Source organism: Psychrobacter sp. M4 (assembly GCF_055699795.1).
Genome location: NZ_CM146740.1, coordinates 1,382,978 through 1,401,997 on the forward strand (window position 1 = coordinate 1,382,978; position 19,020 = coordinate 1,401,997).

Here is a 19,020-nt window from a genome sequence, read left to right on the forward strand (position 1 = left end):
TATCATTTATATTTTCTAAATCAGTATTTACAATAAGTAGTTGGACAACAACCAGTACTTCTAAGGTATTATTTAATAATCTACAGTATTATTAAGATTAAATTATCATCATAATACCAAATCTCGGTTCAAAATAGGACATAACTATGTGTGGAGTCGTCGGGGTTGCAGCTCATGAGCCAGTCAACCAAATTCTTTATGATGCTTTAACGATGTTACAGCATCGTGGGCAAGATGCTGCGGGTATTGTTACTTTGCAAGATGGGCGTTTATACCTGCGTAAAGAGAACGGTATGGTGCGCGATGTCTTTATGAACCGTCATATGGTAAAGCTTATCGGACAATTTGGTATCGGTCACGTACGTTATCCTACCGCCGGCACCTCAAGTAGCGCTGAGGCGCAGCCATTTTATGTCAACTCGCCTTATGGTATTACTTTAGCGCACAACGGTAATCTGACCAATGCAGAGAGCCTTGCCAAAGCGCTTTATCAAGACGATCGTCGTCATCTCAATACTGACTCTGACTCTGAAGTACTACTTAATGTGTTAGCCCATGAGATGCAGGATTTAGGCAAGACTCATCCTACGCCTGATGATATCTTTGAGGCGGTAAAAGCAGTTTATGCGCGCTGCGAGGGCGCTTATGGGGTTGTGGCGATGATTACCGGTCATGGCTTATTAGCGTTTCGTGATCCGAATGGTATTCGTCCGCTCATCTTTGGTGAGCGCTTGGCGGCTAATGGCGGTACAGAATACATGGTAGCCTCAGAGTCGGTCGCTTTGACGGGTTGTGGCTTTAATATTGTTCGTGATGTCAAACCTGGTGAGGCAATCTTTATTGACATGCATCATCAGTTGCATACTTATCAGTGTGTTGAGCAGAAAGAATATACGCCTTGTATTTTTGAATATGTGTACTTTGCGCGTCCTGATTCGATTATGGACAATATCTCGGTTTATAAATCACGTCTGCGTATGGGCGAGAAGCTGGGACAAAAAATTCTTGATGAATGGGGTGATGATCACGACATAGATGTGGTGATTCCGATTCCAGATACTTCACGTACCTCAGCGATGGAGCTGGCGCTTAAGATGAATATTAAGTACCGCGAAGGCTTTATGAAAAACCGCTACATCGGCCGCACCTTCATTATGCCAGGGCAGCAGCAGCGCAAAAAGTCGGTGCGTCAAAAGCTGAGCGCCGTACCTTTAGAGTTCAAGGACAAAAACGTGTTGTTGGTTGATGACTCTATCGTGCGCGGTACTACTTGCCATGAAATCATTCAAATGGCTCGTGATGCTGGTGCTAAAAAGGTGTTTTTTGCTAGCGCGGCGCCGCCGGTCAAATACCCTAATGTTTATGGTATCGATATGCCGGTGCGTAGTGAGCTGATTGCCTCAGGCCACAGCGTAGAAGAGGTGCGCAAAATAATCGGTGCTGATCGTCTGATTTTCCAAGACTTGGATGATCTAATTGAGGCGGTAAAGGATACCAAACATAGCCGCGTTGAAGGCTTTGATTGTGCAGTATTTAATGGCTGTTATATTACGGGTCAAATCAACGAAGCTTATTTTGATCATCTGCAAGCGCAGCGCAATGATATCGCTAAAGTGGGTAAAAAGGGTGTACAAATTGTTGCCGATACCCCAGTTGATATGATGGGCGTAGAAGAGATGTAAGCCATGTAAAATCATACAATAATATTATAAAAAAGCTGAATTCTTTATAGAGTTCAGCTTTTTTGTTTGGTTTTTATTTATTAAATCTTTAATTGAAGTTTTTCAATTTAATAAAGAACTAAAGGTCCATAGCAAGCCATTAATAGCGGCTATGCCAACAATCATACTAACTAACAACTGACGACTAAAATGATAAATAAATAATACTAGGGCTAATGCGCCAATCTGTGCTAGCAATAAATGTAGCTCCGCGCTACTAAGTCCGGTACTAACGGATAGGTCTTGATAAGATAGGCTAGTTAAAATCAGTAATACCATAACCGATAATGGTAAGCTCTCATTAAGCCTATGTAGCCAAGGCGTATCCAGTAGCTTTTTAGGTATTAAAGCGGGAATAGCACGAGTAATAAAGGTGACTCCTGCCATAGCGAATGTTGCAATAATTAAATAACTACTGGTCATGAGTCTCTCCTGTTATTCGGCGCTGTAGCCAAAAGCCGCGTGCTAAGATCAGGAGCATACAGAGGGTGATAGCCATCAATAACAACCAGTTACTGGTAAAGAATGACGCTATGATTAAGGCCACAGCCGCAATACCAATAGGGAAGTAGCGTTTGATACTTTGAAACTGCTCATAAGCCAAAATAGCAAACAAACAAACCAGTGCAAAATCCAAATGGGGCACCAAATCATTCAGCGCGCTGCCGATCATTACCCCAATAGCGGATGCCAGTACCCACCAACTTTGATTGAATAAGCTAATTGGTAATATTAGCTTTTGTCTGGCATCAAGAGGCAAGCTAGTCATTACAGAAAAAGTTTCGTCAGTGAGGGCAAAAAGACAATAAGTTTTCGCCAGCTTTTGGGTGGGTAGATACTGCAGTAGAGGCACCCCGTAGAACACATGACGCAAATTAATAGCGGCAATGTTAGTTGCTATGCTACCAATAGGTAAACCGGCGCTAAGCATGGGCAAGCAGGCATACTGAGCGGCGCCTGCATACAATACAATACTTAGCATAATTGTCGCCCAAATAGGCACCCCTGCGACTTGGGCTAAAACTCCAAAAGCAATACCTGCAGGCAGATAGCCCATCGCTACTGGCAGGCTTTTTTTGAAACCCTCAGACCATAGGTAGGTAGTGCTTTTTCTTTGATTGGAATAAGTGTCCACGTGATATCCTGCGATTGTCTAATCTATACTAAAGTTTTTGATTAGCCTGTTTTTGTAACCTATCAACTCGGCTGTAGTTTTTCGTAGCTACCGGTCATCTGAGCACGGTATAAAAAGGCGCTAAGAATCAGCATACGCAGAAGCAATAAACACCAAACTCCAAGCCAAATACCGGTCATATCATATTGTTGAAACAGCAGCCAACTGAGCGGAAAAAAGAGCACTGCCAGTATCAAAGCTGCATTACGAATAATATGTCCTGCGGTTAACCCAAAGAATATACCATCAAGCCAATAAGCACCTACACCTACTAGAGGCAGAAGTATAGCGTAGCCTTTATAAGCGTCGGCCAAAGCAAAAACACTATCAATATTAGTCACCAGCTGTAGATAAGTTGGCATAGCGACCCACCATATAGCGCTGAGTATAATAGCAAGAGCGTAGCTAACTATACCAGTACGTTTAACGATAATGCGAAAGCGTACCCAATCACGCCGCCCTGCTGCTTGACCACTTAGAGTTTCAGCTGATACTGCTACGCCATCAAGAGCAAAAGCTGAGATGCTAAGAACTTGTAATAAAATAGCATTAGCAGCTAGAATCAGATCACCGCTTTGCGCGGACAAGCGGGTAATCCATGCAAAGCTTAACGTCAAAATAAGCGTACGCACAAAAATATCTTTATTCAAAGAAAATAGCCTAAGCATTTTATGTTTAGCGAAGTCTTTCGAATCAGCGGTAAACAGGCTTGACCAGCTCAACTGTAAATGACGACGACTAAGCCACAATGCCAATACTACCCCTGACCAAAAGGCGATTGTCGTACCTAGCGCCACGCCTACTAAATCTAGCTGCATACCATAAACAAAAAATAAAGTCAGCACGATGTTAAGTAGGGCAATAAACCCTTGTTGGTAGAGCATATAGCGGGTCTTACCTTGTCCGGCAAACCAGCCAATAAAGGCAAAGTTCATCAGCTCAGCAACGACGCCCCAAAAACGTACGTCTAGATAGGTTTTTGCTGCGACGGAGCTGGCAGGGTTAGCAGATAAAGCTTGCAGACCAAAATCGATCAACCATGGTTTAGCAAGCAGTAGTACCAGTCCGATGCCAACGGCTAATAACAAGGCACGCTGTAAAATAGGTAATAGCGGCGCTAGCTTTTGCTGATTAGTTGTTGATTCGGCGTTATCAGCAAGTTGCCCTAATGCTTGCGCTGATAATCCTGAGGAGGCGTACTGCAAAAAGTTAAAACTAACCAGTAGTAAAGACAATAGTTGTATAGCAAGCCCCATACCAGCAAGCTTTGACGCCTCATTCATATTACCTACGACCGCCGTATCGATGACACTTTGTAGCGGCATGGCTAAATTTGCAAGCAGCACTGGAATCGCTATGGCAATGATGTGCGCGTAGCGAGTGTCAATAGGTGGTCTGGCCTGCGGCGATTGAGCAGTTGACATAATATGATCACTTATATGTATTGCTAGTCATACAAAATAAAGCACCTAATAGATAGGTGCTTATAGATAAAGATAAGGACGCTGTACTCAATACTTTATTATCAATGCCACTTTACTATCCATATCTTAGTCTTGCTCAAACATCTTTGGATCATTGAAGGTGACGATTTCTTCTTCAAATTCAGGCTTCACTTTAACTACGAAATCGTCACGCGATAGTCCCATTCGAAGCGGAATAGAGCTTGAGATATAGATGGATGAATAGGTACCTGCAATAAGACCAATAAATAGTGCAACTGAGAACCAATACAAGCCATCACCACCCAAAAACATCATTGCCAATACTACCAGTAGTACCGTTGAGATAGTCATAATAGTACGGCGCAAAGTCTCTGTTAGTGACAAATCGATGGTTTGGCGCGGCGTAATACCACGAACGCGGCGAAAGTTTTCACGGATACGGTCGTAGACGACGATAGTGTCATTAAGCGAATAACCGATTAGCGCAAGTACCGCAGCTAGTACCGTTAAATCAAAGGGGAAACCAAAGAGAGCAAATACCCCAACGGTCACAATAGCATCGTGAAATAAAGCCATCACTGCTCCTATGGCAAGCTTAAACTGGAAGCGCAGTGCTACATAGCCTAGCATACAGGCTAGCGCCAATGCTATAGCCATCACAGAGTTAAGATAGACCTCATTACCGACTTGACTACCAATGATATTAACGTTGCTAATCTCGACCTGATTGTTGGGCAGCTCCAACGCTTGATTTAGCGAAGCACTTAAGCCATCAATATTATCTGATTGTGGCGGCAAGCGTACTAATAGCTCTTGCCGGGTACCCAGATACTGCACCACAGCATCGTCAAAACCATTATCAGCCAGTGCTTGTACCACCTCGACTTGTTCGGCGGGCTGCTCATAACTGACATCCGCTGAAACCCCTCCAGTAAAGTCAAGACCGAGATTAAGACCATTAACCGCGATCGCAATAATACTACCGATAATCAATAGTACCGATAAGATAGCCATCGGTTTTTCTATCTTCATAAAGGGAATAATACGCTGATCACCAATGGCTTTAATACCGCCTTCAGCTAAAGCGGCATCATCGGCAGCGCTATCAACTGATTCATTAGGATTAATGCCAGCACTTGTATCTTGACCAATAATAGTATCTTGAGTGGTCAGTGCCTGACTACCTTTACCGCCGCGCCGAGAGTTGCCTTTACTAGTCTTAGAAGGACCAGATTTATTGGTTTGTGTGTTGCTACCCTTGCCATCACGGCGCGGCTTATTACGGCTACGACGTCTGTTATTACTATCAGGGTTATTACTTGTGCCGTCACCTGAGCTGCTAGATGTCGGCGTATTGTTGTGCTCTGGGGGTGTATTCTTAGTCGCCATGTGTTTCTCCTAGCCAATGCTCAAACGTTTGATAGATTTGCGCTTACCATAAGCGATTTGTACCAAGGCGCGGGTCACCAAAATTGCGGTAAAGAGCGAGCTGACGATACCAATAGCTAAAGTGATTGCAAAACCCTTAATCGGACCGGTACCAATGGCAAACAAGATAAAGGCTACCAATAATGTCGTAATGTTGGCATCAAAAATACTGCTAAAGGCGCGATCAAATCCCGCCACAACGGCGGATTTTGGCCGTACTCCGTTTGCCAGCTCCTCACGTATACGCTCAAAGATTAGGACGTTGGCATCAACGGCCATACCAATGGTCAAGACAATACCAGCAATACCTGGCAAAGTTAATGATGAGCCTAGAATCGACATAATAGCAATAATAATAATAACGTTAATTGCCAGCGCTATATTGGCAATCACGCCAAAGAGACGATAAAACACAATCATAAAGACAAAAACTAGCAAATAACCAACTTGGGTTGAAAACAAACCTTTATCGATGTTTTCTTGCCCTAATGAGGGACCAATAGTGCGCTCCTCAACGAAATACATAGGCGCGGCAAGCGCTCCTGAGCGTAGCAAAAGTGCTAGCTCAGCCGCTTCTGCATTACTATCGAGTCCTGTGATACGAAACGATGAACCAAGCACTGCTTGAATATTAGCACGATTGATGACCTTGGTTTCTGCATAAGGGGTACGTACTTCAATGGTCTCACCAGTCTCTGGATCTTCTTCGTAAGCGATTCTTTGTTTGTTTTCAATAAACAACACTGCCATCTGATCGCCTACAGCGGTACGCGTAGCATTTTGCATAAGCTTACCACCAGCGCTGTCTAGAGTGATATTTACCTCAGGACGGCCGTTTTCATCAAGGCTGGTCTGGGCATTAGTCACTTTATCACCGGTGACAATAGCTTGGCGCTCAAGCAATACTGGGGGACCATCGAGGGTTTTAAATGGAAACGCTTCGGTACCAGCAGGCGGGATGCCGCCCATAAAGTTTTCACTGTCTTGGGCAACCAAACGAAATTCAAGATTGGCGGTACGGCCAAGGACTCGTTTGGCCTCAGCGGTATCTTGTACGCCGGGTAATTCTACAACGATACGATTGGCACCTTGTGATTGGACCAATGCTTCAGCTACGCCAAGCTCGCTGATACGATTGCGTAGCGTTGTTAAATTTTGGTTGACCGCATAGCTGTTGATCTCATCTAAAGTGGCGTCATTGTAGGTCATAATAAGTGCAGGACCTTGCTCATCAATAGAGGACTGCAAAGTGAAATTAAGCCCCATGGAGCTTTGTAAAACGTTTTGCGCACGGTTGCGCGCATCAGTATCAGCAAAATGCAGTACGATACTTTGATCTTCAGTCTTTATACCTGTCACCGCGATACGCTCGGCCCGCAGATCCCGGCGAACATCACGGCTGGCACTGGTTAAGCGCTGCTCCAGTGCTTTGTCCATATCCACTTCAAGCACGAAACGTACCCCGCCGCGCAGATCTAGACCTAGCTTCATGGGCTTGGCGCCGATATCACGTAGCCACTGCGGCGTGGTTTGTGCCAGATTCAGCGCCACCACATAATCTTCGCCTAAGTTTTGACGCAAGACTTCCTGCGCTTTTAATTGAGCGGTCGGGTTATTGAGGCGTACCAACGCACTATTACCCTCAAAAGTGCCATCGTGGGAGTTGATACCAGCTTCTTCTAGTAAGCTTTGTGACTCAGTTAAGATACCCTCTGATAACTGGGTTCCGGCTGCGGCACTGGTAATCTGCACTGCAGGCTCATCAGGGTAGAGGTTAGGAGCTGCATATAAACCGGCGATGATCAGCACGACGGTAATGAGTAAGTATTTCCAAGCAGGATATTGCATAATCACTTCTTTAAGTTGATAAGATACTGGCAACGCAGGTCGTAGGTCAGTAGATAAAACAATCTTGATTATATAAGATACCAATAAACGATTATATTAATCTGACCAGCTAATAGCAGAAGATGACCGTAAATATGCGACGGTCATCTTCTAAAAGTTGCTATCAATATTACGATAATGAATACATGATAATAAAGGTTAAATGCAAGGCTTTGTTACTGACATCTATACGCTCTCGATAGTGCCAGCAGGTAGCACTGAGAGTACAGAAGCACGTTGTATTTTAACATCAGTATTGCTGTTTAAACTTACCACAGCATAATCCCCTTCAAGCGCTTTGATACGCCCCATCAGCCCGCCTGCAAAAATAATTTCGCTACCCACGGTTAAAGCGTTGACCATAGCACGGTGCTCTTTGGTACGCTTAGACTGCGGACGGATAACTAAAAAGTAAAAAATCGCAAAAAACGCTACAGGTAATAAGATCTGACCAAATAGGGAAGCACCAGTACCAGCACCTGCTTCGGCGGCATAGGCAGATTGTATAAAAAAGCTCATAGTTTCTCTCAATAAGTCGCAGATAATGATAAAATTAGATACAGCAATGACAATTTAGATGCAGCAATAATAATTTAGACGCATAGTAACAAAAATTCCTAGACTTGGCATTAGTTAATCATAGGATGCAGATGTTTTTCTAGACATATCAGCATACTAGCAGTCGATATCTATTACGACAATCATTTTAGCTAAATAGTCGTTCAAGGTATCAGACGTATTAACGGTTTGCTCTTGAATTTATGAGTTTGTAGCGCCATGAACACATAAACGCAAAACGACAGATACTACTGTGCTAGTAATATAAAATTATGTATATATATTTACTATCAATACTATTATAAAAGTCTATATTATTTAGTGAAATACCTAGTAAGACGAAATATTGTTAAATAATAGCATCGGTGCTACCATCAATGACTTAGATCTAGCCTAATAAGTTTTGCTACCAATAACGATTACTGCGTAGATTTTAGATGAGTTGTATTGATATAAGTACAACGATTAGTTTGTGCGTTTATTGCTAACAAGAAGCTTTATAATAAGTACTAATATCATTGTCAACAATGATAAATTTTATTTCTCCATTCTTTTTTTGTCTAGGTTATTTAACTTGTCCACCACTGTTTTGTCTATACCTCGATCCTCTCGTCCTTGCGCTTGTCAAAAAGAAGCGCCTTCTAAACCTCCGCCGGCACGGTTTCATTACTCCCGTTTCGGTACTCAGTCGTTGCCTATGCTGCCAGCTTTGATGGTTTTATTACTGATGTCATTGCCGCATTCAGCTTTGGCGGCTACTTCGATTGAGCAGCCGACCACGGCTAATGTACTGATGCTGATAGGTTTTGTTAGTATGGCCATCGGTCTGTCTTTTGTCTGTTCCATGGCAGAGTCGGTACTACTGAGCATGACGCCCTCATATATTGCTGATGTGCAAGAGAGCAACCCCAAAAAAGCAGGTATGCTCAAGCGCTTAAAGCAAGATAGCGTTGATCAATCACTAGCAGCGATCCTAACCTTAAATACTATTGCCAACACGCTAGGCTCTATTGGCGCAGGTGCACAAGCGACGATTGTATTTGGTAGTGCGTGGTTTGGACTATTTTCAGCTTTGATGACTCTGGCTATTTTAACCTTTTCAGAGATTATTCCCAAAACGTTAGGAACCGTGTATTGGCGGCAGCTTAGCGGACCTGTAGCTTATTTTGTACGTGTCATTATTATTATCTTATACCCTATTATTTGGTTGTCTGAGCGTTTGACTAAACTGTTAATACGCGGTAAAGAGACGCATGGATTTAGTCGCCGTGAGTTTGCAGCCCTTGCCAGCATTGGTGAAGAAGCGGGTCAGATAGATCCGCTTGAGTCGCGCATTATTCGCAACTTGCTAGCATTTGGGGCGATTAAAGTTGAAGATATTATGACGCCGCGCTCGGTGATGCTAGCATTTGAGCAAAACAAAACAGTGGCTGAGGTGTTAATCGATCGACCAAAACTAACCTTTTCTCGCCTGCCTATCTACGATGGTGATTTAGATAATATTACCGGTTTTGTACTAAAAACAGATATGCTACTGGCAAAGGTGAATCATGCGATGCACAAGCCTTTGACTCAATTTCAGCGCGACATCACTTTTGTATTCTCAAAGATGAAGCTATTTGATTTGTTAGAATTAATGTTAAAAAACCGCATTCATATTGCCATTACTGTCGGTGAATATGGTGAAGTCAAAGGTTTGGTTACGCTAGAGGATGTCTTTGAAACCTTATTGGGTCTGGAGATTGTAGATGAAATAGACCGCGTAGAGGATATGCAAGCGCTGGCACGGCAAATGATGGATAGACGAGTTGAGCGTTTGGGTATGAAGCTTGATGATGATGAGCAAAATATAGACGACAATGTCAAGTCTGCACAATAGTTGCCATAATTGCACAGGGTGTTACATAGCTGAAAAGGTTTAGTGCTAGGCTAGAGCTACTTTATTAGAGCAATAATTTTATTAGAGTAATAGTGAAAAGTAGATAAGTATTTTAATGTAGTGAGCATCGTTGCCGCTAGCTGTAAAAGTACAGCAAGTGATGTTAAATTATCAACATCCCTGTATAAATAAGCAAAAATACAAATAAAAGTTATTTACTATGTAAAACTTAGTAAAATAATAAATATTAAGGATTATAATGAAAAAATTATGGAATACAGGACTATTGGCGCTACTGATTAAAAGTGCCAGTGTTACGACAATACTAGCTCTTGCTAGTACCGTAAGTATCAGTGCGCAAGCAGCAACTATGACTGAGTCGGCAGTACAAAATTATGCCTCTGCTATGAAGTCAGCGGCGAATAACAAAAACGTAAGTCAAGTGGCAGCTTTGGTCTCTGACGACGCTCTTATCTCCTTATCTAGAAAAGGTAAATCAACCAGCCTTGATAAAAATGCTTATCTAAAGCTGCTTCAAGAGAGCTGGAATGAAACTTCGAACTATCGTTATGATATTAGTGTCGACAATATAGTCACTACCGGGTCACAGGCTAAAGCCAATATAAAAACTGTAGAGAGCTGGGTTAAAAACGGCAAAAACGTGCAGTATGTGACCACCTCAAGAGTAACGCTTACTTTGACTGATAACAATGCAGTGTTGCTGCGGGCTGTCTCGCAAATAACTATTGATTGATGGTTGTCGCACGTCTATTAGTCATATAAGATATTTAAATTTCCTATACTGTCTGTCGCATAGGTATAGTCTTCGCTCTGTCTATTATACTATCAGCCAATATATTTTATTCTCATCATTTTATCGTTAGGAAACTGTTATTATCATGTCTACTGTGTCTGCATATTCTCGCTCATTTATCGCTCTACCCTTGACCCTTGCCGTGTCAACTTTATTAATTAGCGCTTGTAGTAATACATCAGCAGTGAAAAACACAGGGATGACTAATCAATCCTCTGTGGTCAAACGTGCTCCTGTAGCCACTAGTAAACGCCCTGCTCAAGCTACGTCGTCTGCTAGCGCTCGTCCGACAGCAAGTGATGGTTATTCTACAGCTTATTTGGATGCAGAGAGTTTGGACGAATTGGCAGATTTGTTAGAAGCGACAGACATGACTATGGTCGAGGACAATAAACTGGCCATTCAGCAGTACGGGGATCTATGGAATCGTCTGCGCGCTGGTTACCGCATGGATACCAGTCAGCAGACTTATAATCAGCGTATTGAAGGCCAGAAAAACTGGTTTATCAGTCGTCAAGATTATCTAAACCGCTTAGCGGCGCGTTCGAGCCGTTATTTATACCATACGGTTCGTGAAGCGGAGCGCCGCAATATTCCAACTGAGCTTGCGCTACTGCCGGTGATTGAGAGCTCCTATGATCCAAGCGCAACCAGTAGTGCCGCTGCTGCAGGTCTGTGGCAGTTCATTCCAAGTACCGGCCGTATTTATGGTCTCAATCAAAGCAGCACCTATGATGGTCGCCGCGATGTTATTGAATCAACGCGCGCCGCCTATGATTTTTTGACCGCTTTATACAATCAGTTTGGCAGCTGGGAGCTAGCACTTGCCTCCTATAACGCCGGTCCTGGGCGTATTCAAAGAGCCATCGATGCCAATGCTGCGCAAGGGTTGCCAACTGACTTTTGGTCACTAAGACTACCGACTGAAACCATGAACTACGTGCCGCGCTTTTTGGCGGTCGCCGATATTGTATCTAAACCTGAACAATACGGCGTTTATCTACCAGCGATTGCCAACCGTCAGCATTTTCGTAGTGTGCCCGTCAACTACGGCGTCAGTTTAGCTGAGGTCGCTCAGACAACAGGCGTCAGCTATGACGAACTTGAAAGACTAAATACGGCGTTGATATCAGGCCGTATTGACGCCTCAGGCCCGCAGCGCGTGGTTATCCCTAATGACGTGGATACTAATGTGGACGCCAAGCTAAGCGCTTTGAGAGGTAATGGTACGGGCGGTGCTTTTATAGCATCTGCGCCTAGTAGTGGCGCAAGTGCATCGCCAAGCTATAACAATCAGCCCTACACCAGCTCATCGCTGCCATCTGATGGTGATCAGCTCGCTGAATACGCGGCTAGTGCACGCGTACCACAGCAAACCACCAGTTATATCTCACCAACGGGGGGGTCAAACTATAGTAGTAATACTCCGGCTCGTAGCGAGCCACCTGTTACCAGTGCAGAGATGAGTAAAATTAATGCTGAGCTAAAGAGCAGTAATAACCTGCCCACCACATCAGCGCAAATTACTTCAAACAATACTATTGTTCAAGAGCCGCCGCTCAGTAAAGAAGAGCTTAACTTTATCGCTCAACAGATTCAGACGCAAACCCCTGAGGTCAGTCAAGCGGTAAGCTCGGTTGATGGTAATATTAAATTGTCAGCGGTACAGACGCAGCAGTCAATCTTAGAAGCTAGGGGTGAGGAGAAAAAGCTAAGCTTTGCTAATACAGCAGCGAGCAAACCCAAGCCAAAAGGTACCCGAACCACTTATACCGTAAAACGCGGTGATACGCTGTCGAATATTGCTAGCCGGGCAGGCGTAAGCTGGCGCGATATCGCTGAGTGGAACCAAATCGATGCCAATGCAAAACTGCTCTCCGGCAACACCTTGTACCTGTATGATGCCAAAAAGATCGAGCCTTTAAGCAGTGCCAGCACGGTAGCGGACAATCAGCCAGAGAGCTATACAGTACAAGCAGGCGATACGCTTATTGGGACTGCAAATCGTTTTGACTTATCAGTAACCGAGCTGGCAAGCTACAATAATTTGAGTAGCCGTGCAGATTTACTAAGAGGTCAAAAACTGTGGTTAGTGCCAGGCAAAGTAAAAACTTCTGCTAGTACACCCGCTGCTTCATCTTCTAAATCTAGTACAGACACTCAAAGCTATAGAGTAAAACCTGGCGATGGACTCATTGCGCTTGCGCGTCGATTCAATGTGCCAACAACCACGCTTGCCAGCCTGAACGGTATTCGTACCACTGACTCGTTGTATGTAGGTCAGACGCTAAAAGTACCTGCTAGCGTAGACATTACTACTGCCAACAATACTAGTAGTTCAACCGATAGCTCAACCCCGACCAGTCGCTATAAGGTCAAATCAGGTGAAACCTTGATTGGTATCGCTAGAAGCATTGGTGTAAGCCCAGAGGAGTTGGCTGCGGTTAATCCTAATTTTGATGCCAGAGCACGTTTGCAGCGTGGTCAAACCATCAAAGTGCCGGCGTCTAAAGCCCAAGTAGATCGTCAACTTAATGATCAGCCCATAAGTTATAAAGTACAATCTGGTGATAGCTTGATCGGTGTTGCCAGACGTTATAACGTCGGTGTTAGTACCCTAGCATCAGCCAATGGGTTAAGTACTACAGCAAACCTAATTCGTGGTCGTACGCTTACTATTCCTGCAAGTGGCAGTGTTCCTAGTAATAGTGGTACAGCTAGTAGCTCAAGTGGCTTGAGTGCTTCAGCTAGCAGTGGCAAAACGCTTAGTAACACGGAGAACTATAGAGTACAATCGGGCGATGGCCTGATTGCTCTAGCGCGCCGTTTTGGCGTCTCGGTAGAGGATCTAGCAGCTACCAACAATCTTGCAACCAATGCGCAATTGCAGCGCGGTCAGAGAATAAAAGTGCCTAAAGCTACGGTAAGCTATACTGTTGGTTCAGGTGATAGCTTAATTGGTCTTGCGCGCAAATATGGGGTATCTACGCAAGAGCTCGCTGATATGAATGATATTGCAGCCAGCACTATGCTGCAACGGGGTCAACGTCTCACCGTTCCCAACCGCTAAGTGCTAATAGTATATTTTGTTCATTGATTGAATTTTTAAAATATGCTTTGTAATAAGATCCATAGAAACTAAAAAAGCTGCTCTTATAAAAGGGCAGCTTTTTTAGTTATTGTCTAAATTATCAGCAGGTTGTGTTTTTAAACTGTCTGGGTTTTAATAGTCTCAAGATAACTTCTAATATTGCTAACGTAGTGCATACACTGCACGTAGCGGCTGTTGGCAGCTTTATTTTCTGCTAAATAAGCATAAACGTTCGCCCAGCTTTTATCGTCAATACCATCCGCATCAAGTTCGCGCTGGATACGCTTAATGGCATTGGGACCCATGTTGTAAGCGGCTAAAGCGAACCAAATCCTATCAGTTTTGGGTACGTCGTCAAAGCTGGCTTTCATCTCTTCTAGGTAGCGTGCGCCGCCGCCAATACTTTGATAAGGATCAACGCGATCAGAGACCCCCATAGCTTTTGCGGTACTGTTAGTCAGCATCATAAGGCCACGTACCCCTGTGGGCGAGACCGCATTGGCATCAAGATGCGATTCTTGGTAGCCCATCGCTACTAGCAGCTGCCAATCATGATTGTAGTTACGGGCTTGCTCTTGAAAAGAAGACTGGTAATCAGGCAACTTCTCAGTGAGGGTTTGCTTAAAGTGGTTTTGACTATAAGCGTCTTTTAATAGGTTTTGATTATAAAAGGCCGCTAGTTTTTGCGTACTATTAACCTTAATACTGTCACATAAGAAATTACTGGCCTTTTTAGATAAAGGATCATCAGCTTGCTTAAATGTCCAGCTGACTTTTGGGTGCAAGCCATTTTTAGTTAAACTGGTATCATAGCCGCAGCTGACATTGACAGAAGGTAGGTTAAGCTGACTTTTGAGCTGAGTGCTAGCAGTGGTCAAAGCCATATCAGCACGCCCTGACTGCAAAGCTTTTAGCGCCATCTCTTCATTAGCGTAAGCCTTGAGCTCAACATCTACGCCAAGCTCATCGGCATAGCTGCGTACCAAATCATAGCCAAAGCCATGTTGGAAGCCATCGGTAGCAAAATAAGTACTATCTCCTGGGACAGCGGCAATGGTTAGCGTTTTATCTAACATCACATGATCATAGGCTGGTATATCATAAGCTAGATGCTTTGTACCCATCGTCGTAAAGCTTTCGGCGGGTAGGGAGAGAAGGGCAATACTTGATACTTGTATCGCTCTTTTGGTCTTGGTAAAACGGGGCAGCGGTACTGAGTGAACAGAAGAGTTGCCAGAAGCAAAGGAATTACAAGGAACGAGGTTACTTTTAGTGCGAGAGCCGCGCTTGGTAGGACGCAGTAAGTAAGAGATACGGCGTTTGGCACCTTGCGCAGATACCTTGACACGATAAGTAATACGCTGCATGAATGTCTCCTATTGTCGACCATCCTACTTACCGCTGAGCTGTAACTCATACGTATAGCCGTCTGAATAATAGACAACTATTGAGCAACAGCCTAAATAATAGTCAGCTTGTCATTAATACAAGCACGATATTACTTATAGTCAATATGAGAATCCGTCATATCGAACAGGTAAGGTCATGAATAAGTTATTGCGACAATAACGCAAGCAGTAATAGCTATTTGAAACCAGACGATTGGTATCAGCTATGGTTGTTTGCTGCATTACATATAGATGAGCTGTTAAGGCTATGAATCAACCACTACCAAAAGCACTACTATATTATTACCATCGAGCAATATTGGCAAACGACATAAGGCATTGCGTACTAAAGTTTTATAATACCAGTAACAAAATTACTTATCATTAAACCCACTTTTTATAAGTAAGGGTTTGTAAGTGGCTATAGGTAAATAACTTATGTATAAATGTACAAATAAGACAATGCACGTCAGTATGAGCAATTATCGCAACGTTGAGCACAGTTACTCTGTATCTAACGTTATAACCGGAGGTCTTAATAAATGAAAAGTCTCATGACAAAACATCTTACTACAAGCTAACTTTATGCAGTTAACTATTGCATTATTCAAGTTAAGTTAATAAAAGAGTGATAAAACTTAACAATTAGCGTATAGACGGTTATGAATAGCACAATATTTATGTAGATGAATATATAACTACATTTGTAAAAAGAAATCAAGAATTGAAGATCATTTAATAGGCTTTGCTCGTAAACTATTGTTATGTAAAACTCAAATAGCTTTTATGCTGATAAGGTTAGACATGGTTACGCTGGGTTGTCAATATCAATAAAACTAACCGGTACACTAAAATGCTCTGCAATCAGCTCGCCCAAAGCTTTGATACCGTCGCGTTCTGTCGCATGATGACCACAAGCGAAGTAGTCAATGCCAAGCTCGCGGGCACTATGAGTGGTACGCTCTGATATCTCGCCTGATATATAGGCATCACAGCCCATGGCAGCGGCTTGTTCAATCATATCTTGCGCGCCGCCTGTGCAGATACCTACGCGTTCAATAAGCTTAGATCCGGCATGGTTTAGCTGCTTAGAATCTTCAGCGCTAAGATTGGAGTCACTATAATGAGCTGGAATATGCAAAGGTACACGATGCAACGCTTGCGTAATCGTCGCTATTAAAGCATCTGTATTTTGCGGCTGGCAGGTAGCAATGTTGCCAACTGGATGCGACTCATGAGGATAGAGCGCGCCGGTAATGGTTAATCCTAAAGCTTCTGCAAGTTTGGCGTTATTGCCGATAATAGGATGAGCGTCTAGCGGCAAATGATAAGCTATCAACGAGATCCCATGCTGCATAAGTTTACGAACACGCTGTCCCTTCATACCAGTGATAGGTGCAGGCTCACCTTTCCAAAAGTAACCATGATGTACCATAATAGCGTCAGCCTCAATTGCGATTGCCGCATCAATCAACGCCTCGCACGCTGTCACGCCAGTAACGATACGCCTAATAGGTTGCCCGCCATCTACTTGCAAACCATTAGGAGAATAGTCTTTAAAAGCGTTGGCCTCTAGGTAATCGTCACAAAACTTGGTTAATGTTTGCGCGGTAATCGTAGCATTTGCTTTTTGCACCATAGGATCTGCTCCTTGAGGCAAAGTAGTGTTATCTGACATAGTAGCTTCCTAATCTAATTTTATTTAGTAATAGATTTATATAATATTTATCTTAGCATAGTGTTGCAAAATCTCAGTTAAGCACAATAACTGAAAAGGTACACGATACGTTACTATTTTTACGGATGTTTTTGTACACTCTCGCTATAATCTGCATACGCTAAAGTGCTCATTTATCCATCTTGTCATGTAGCATTTCTATAGTATCCCCTTCGTTGTATATAGCTTTTTCTAATATAAAAATTATAGAGGTTCTTATATGTCGTCATCTCCAAACACCCGTAAGACCAAGTCGTCGCTTTTTAAGTGGCTACCTTGGATTTTATTGCTGATAGTAATTGCAGCGTTTGTCTGGTTGTATATGAGTATGAGGACGCCATCATCGGAGACGGTGTGGGAGCCGCCTAGAACTGAAGCTAGTCAGACACAAATGCCAAACTCAGACGCCCCTCTACCTATGGCTTCTTATCACGATGCTGTTGCTCGTGCCTCACAGTCGGTCGTTAATATTTATACTACCCAAGCTATGGCAGAGCATCCTTACATGGATGATCCGGTGCTGCGCCGCTTTTTTGAGTTTCATGGGGATACGCCGCAAGGGCAGGGGCCTACCAACTTAGGCTCTGGTGTAATCGTCTCAGAAGATGGTTATATTGTGACCAACGCGCACGTAGTAGAAAAAGCTGATGAGATTACGGTAGCTTTTAATGACGGTCGCAAAAGTCGTGCCCAGGTGATAGGTACTGATCCTGATAGCGATTTGGCGGTTATTAGAGTGGATATGACTGGCCTTACGCCGCTGGCTTTTCGTGAAGCGCCTAGCCGCGTAGGTGATTTAGCATTGGCTATTGGTAATCCCTTCGGTGTAGGGCAGACAGTTACGCAAGGTATTATCTCAGCGACAGGCCGTACTGGACTTGGCGTCAATAAGTTTGAGGACTTTATCCAAACGGATGCGGCTATCAATCCGGGTAACTCAGGTGGGGCTTTGGTTGATGCCAATGGCGAGTTGGTCGGTATTAACACGGTTATTTTTTCGCGCTCAGGCGGCTCAATGGGTATCGGTTTTGCTATTCCAACTGCGCTAGTTGAACAAGTGATGAATGCACTAATTAAAGATGGGCGCGTAAGCCGCGGCTGGCTCGGCATTGAGATTCAATCGCAGCTGCGCGATCCCACCCAGCTTGAAACCTCGACAGGCGTAGAAGTATTAAACGTGGTGCCAGGAGGTCCTTCGGCTAAGAGCGGTTTACAAGTGGGCGATATCATCTTGACCATTGATGGGGTGGAGATGACTGATGCCAATAAGCTGATCCAATACGTCGCCCGTAAGTCGCCCGATACTGTACTAGAAGCGCAAATACTACGTAACGGCAAAAACGAGCAAGCCCTGATCACACTTGAAGAGCGTCCTGCGCAAGAAGCAGTTGAGCCGCCACGAGTGATCTATGATGAAAGCCTCGGTGGTCGCAATCAACCTGGTTTTGAAGGTGATGGCGAGACACCAATGATGTCAGAGGCTGAGCGTGATCGTATGCGTGAGGAGCTGCTAAAGCTATTTGAGGAAGAAGCGCCAACGCAGTAGGTACATGAGTCAAAAAAAGCGCGTTGTCCTACAGTTAGGATAACGCGCTTTTTATGGTTCAAATATTTTTAGCCATTAGTCTCTTACTGGTTCATGATTAATATAGATAACGCCTTGGACACGGCAGCAGCAAGGCAGTATCTCATCCTCCTCAACCATAGCTAGCGGTGCAAAAGGGTAGTCGATGGGATGCGAGCTGGCAATCCACTGCACGCGGCAGCTGCCACAATAACCCTCACGGCACTGAAAATTAACCTCGTGTCCAGTACGCAGCAAGCCATCGAGCAAGCTCTCATCGTCGTGCAAATAAAACTGCTTTTTGCTGGTCATTACCCACGTCATAATAAATCCTATCAATCTTTTTATAACGTC

General features: G+C 43.8%; 14 protein-coding genes. 5 read left to right on the plus strand and 9 right to left on the minus strand.

The window, feature by feature from the left end; all coding sequences use genetic code 11:
• The first annotated feature begins 146 nt into the window (after positions 1 to 146).
• Positions 147 to 1,682 (plus strand): amidophosphoribosyltransferase, encoded by a 1,536-nt coding sequence (gene purF, locus ACR63N_RS05795; protein WP_472782580.1) that lies wholly within the window; start codon positions 147 to 149, stop codon positions 1,680 to 1,682.
• Positions 1,683 to 1,784: 102 nt separating this feature from the next.
• Here purF and ACR63N_RS05800 read toward each other — a convergent pair whose 3' ends face one another.
• From ACR63N_RS05800 to yajC, 6 genes are all read right to left on the minus strand, one after another.
• Positions 1,785 to 2,144 carry an AzlD domain-containing protein gene (locus ACR63N_RS05800; protein ID WP_367106049.1) on the minus strand — a complete coding sequence of 120 codons (360 nt, stop codon included), beginning with the start codon at positions 2,142 to 2,144 and terminating at the stop codon, positions 1,785 to 1,787.
• A complete protein-coding gene (locus ACR63N_RS05805; RefSeq protein ID WP_367106203.1) occupies positions 2,134 to 2,778 on the minus strand; it encodes an AzlC family ABC transporter permease in 645 nt (214 codons plus the stop codon). Before ACR63N_RS05805 ends, ACR63N_RS05800 begins: the two co-directional genes overlap by 11 nt.
• Positions 2,779 to 2,918: 140 nt before the next feature.
• Positions 2,919 to 4,319, minus strand: a complete 1,401-nt coding sequence (locus ACR63N_RS05810) for an MATE family efflux transporter (RefSeq protein WP_472782581.1) — start codon at positions 4,317 to 4,319, stop codon at positions 2,919 to 2,921.
• A gap of 126 nt (positions 4,320 to 4,445) precedes the next feature.
• The gene (gene secF, locus ACR63N_RS05815) at positions 4,446 to 5,729 is read right to left on the minus strand and encodes a protein translocase subunit SecF (RefSeq protein ID WP_367106047.1); all 1,284 of its coding nucleotides are present in this window, start codon (positions 5,727 to 5,729) and stop codon (positions 4,446 to 4,448) included.
• Positions 5,730 to 5,738: 9 nt separating this feature from the next.
• Positions 5,739 to 7,616 carry a protein translocase subunit SecD gene (gene secD / locus ACR63N_RS05820; RefSeq protein WP_367108566.1) on the minus strand — a complete coding sequence of 626 codons (1,878 nt, stop codon included), beginning with the start codon at positions 7,614 to 7,616 and terminating at the stop codon, positions 5,739 to 5,741.
• A gap of 225 nt (positions 7,617 to 7,841) precedes the next feature.
• Positions 7,842 to 8,174, minus strand: a complete 333-nt coding sequence (gene yajC, locus ACR63N_RS05825) for a preprotein translocase subunit YajC (protein WP_367103398.1) — start codon at positions 8,172 to 8,174, stop codon at positions 7,842 to 7,844.
• A 766-nt stretch (positions 8,175 to 8,940) separates the two neighbouring features.
• On the opposite strand from yajC, the gene ACR63N_RS05830 reads away from it, so the two are divergent.
• From ACR63N_RS05830 to ACR63N_RS05840, 3 genes are all read left to right on the plus strand, one after another.
• A complete protein-coding gene (locus ACR63N_RS05830; protein WP_472782721.1) occupies positions 8,941 to 10,092 on the plus strand; it encodes a CNNM domain-containing protein in 1,152 nt (383 codons plus the stop codon).
• 259 nt (positions 10,093 to 10,351) lie between these two features.
• Positions 10,352 to 10,846 (plus strand): hypothetical protein, encoded by a 495-nt coding sequence (locus ACR63N_RS05835; protein ID WP_367103397.1) that lies wholly within the window; start codon positions 10,352 to 10,354, stop codon positions 10,844 to 10,846.
• Positions 10,847 to 10,991: 145 nt separating this feature from the next.
• Entirely contained in the window at positions 10,992 to 13,976 is a 2,985-nt protein-coding gene (locus tag ACR63N_RS05840) for a LysM peptidoglycan-binding domain-containing protein (RefSeq protein ID WP_472782582.1), read from the plus strand.
• Positions 13,977 to 14,113: 137 nt separating this feature from the next.
• On the opposite strand, the gene ACR63N_RS05845 is transcribed toward ACR63N_RS05840, so the two are convergent.
• Together ACR63N_RS05845 and ACR63N_RS05850 are read right to left on the minus strand one after the other, a co-directional pair.
• A complete protein-coding gene (locus ACR63N_RS05845; RefSeq protein WP_367108827.1) occupies positions 14,114 to 15,364 on the minus strand; it encodes an MltF family protein in 1,251 nt (416 codons plus the stop codon).
• An 829-nt stretch (positions 15,365 to 16,193) separates the two neighbouring features.
• Positions 16,194 to 17,024 (minus strand): Nif3-like dinuclear metal center hexameric protein, encoded by an 831-nt coding sequence (locus tag ACR63N_RS05850; RefSeq protein WP_367103784.1) that lies wholly within the window; start codon positions 17,022 to 17,024, stop codon positions 16,194 to 16,196.
• A 298-nt stretch (positions 17,025 to 17,322) separates the two neighbouring features.
• Between ACR63N_RS05850 and ACR63N_RS05855 the strand changes: the two genes are divergently transcribed.
• Positions 17,323 to 18,648: a S1C family serine protease gene (locus ACR63N_RS05855; RefSeq protein ID WP_367103394.1), complete on the plus strand. Its 1,326-nt coding sequence runs from the start codon at positions 17,323 to 17,325 to the stop codon at positions 18,646 to 18,648.
• A gap of 75 nt (positions 18,649 to 18,723) precedes the next feature.
• Here the strand turns inward: ACR63N_RS05855 and yfaE are convergent, their stop codons facing one another.
• Entirely contained in the window at positions 18,724 to 18,990 is a 267-nt protein-coding gene (gene yfaE, locus ACR63N_RS05860; protein ID WP_367103393.1) for a class I ribonucleotide reductase maintenance protein YfaE, read from the minus strand.
• Between the last annotated feature and the right edge of the window lie 30 nt (positions 18,991 to 19,020).

Bases quoted from the DNA above. Each gene is read 5' to 3' on its own strand.
- ACR63N_RS05805 (WP_367106203.1), bottom strand. From the start codon at position 2,778: ATGGGCTATCTGCCTGCAGGTATTGCTTTTGGAGTTTTAGCCCAAGTC.
- ACR63N_RS05830 (WP_472782721.1), top strand. From the start codon at position 8,941: ATGTCATTGCCGCATTCAGCTTTGGCGGCTACTTCGATTGAGCAGCCG.
- ACR63N_RS05855 (WP_367103394.1), top strand. From the start codon at position 17,323: ATGTCGTCATCTCCAAACACCCGTAAGACCAAGTCGTCGCTTTTTAAG.
- yfaE (WP_367103393.1), bottom strand. From the start codon at position 18,990: ATGACGTGGGTAATGACCAGCAAAAAGCAGTTTTATTTGCACGACGAT.
- ACR63N_RS05800 (WP_367106049.1), bottom strand. From the start codon at position 2,144: ATGACCAGTAGTTATTTAATTATTGCAACATTCGCTATGGCAGGAGTC.
- purF (WP_472782580.1), top strand. From the start codon at position 147: ATGTGTGGAGTCGTCGGGGTTGCAGCTCATGAGCCAGTCAACCAAATT.
- ACR63N_RS05850 (WP_367103784.1), bottom strand. From the start codon at position 17,024: ATGGTGCAAAAAGCAAATGCTACGATTACCGCGCAAACATTAACCAAG.
- secF (WP_367106047.1), bottom strand. From the start codon at position 5,729: ATGGCGACTAAGAATACACCCCCAGAGCACAACAATACGCCGACATCT.
- ACR63N_RS05810 (WP_472782581.1), bottom strand. From the start codon at position 4,319: ATGTCAACTGCTCAATCGCCGCAGGCCAGACCACCTATTGACACTCGC.
- secD (WP_367108566.1), bottom strand. From the start codon at position 7,616: ATGCAATATCCTGCTTGGAAATACTTACTCATTACCGTCGTGCTGATC.
- ACR63N_RS05835 (WP_367103397.1), top strand. From the start codon at position 10,352: ATGAAAAAATTATGGAATACAGGACTATTGGCGCTACTGATTAAAAGT.
- ACR63N_RS05845 (WP_367108827.1), bottom strand. From the start codon at position 15,364: ATGCAGCGTATTACTTATCGTGTCAAGGTATCTGCGCAAGGTGCCAAA.
- yajC (WP_367103398.1), bottom strand. From the start codon at position 8,174: ATGAGCTTTTTTATACAATCTGCCTATGCCGCCGAAGCAGGTGCTGGT.
- ACR63N_RS05840 (WP_472782582.1), top strand. From the start codon at position 10,992: ATGTCTACTGTGTCTGCATATTCTCGCTCATTTATCGCTCTACCCTTG.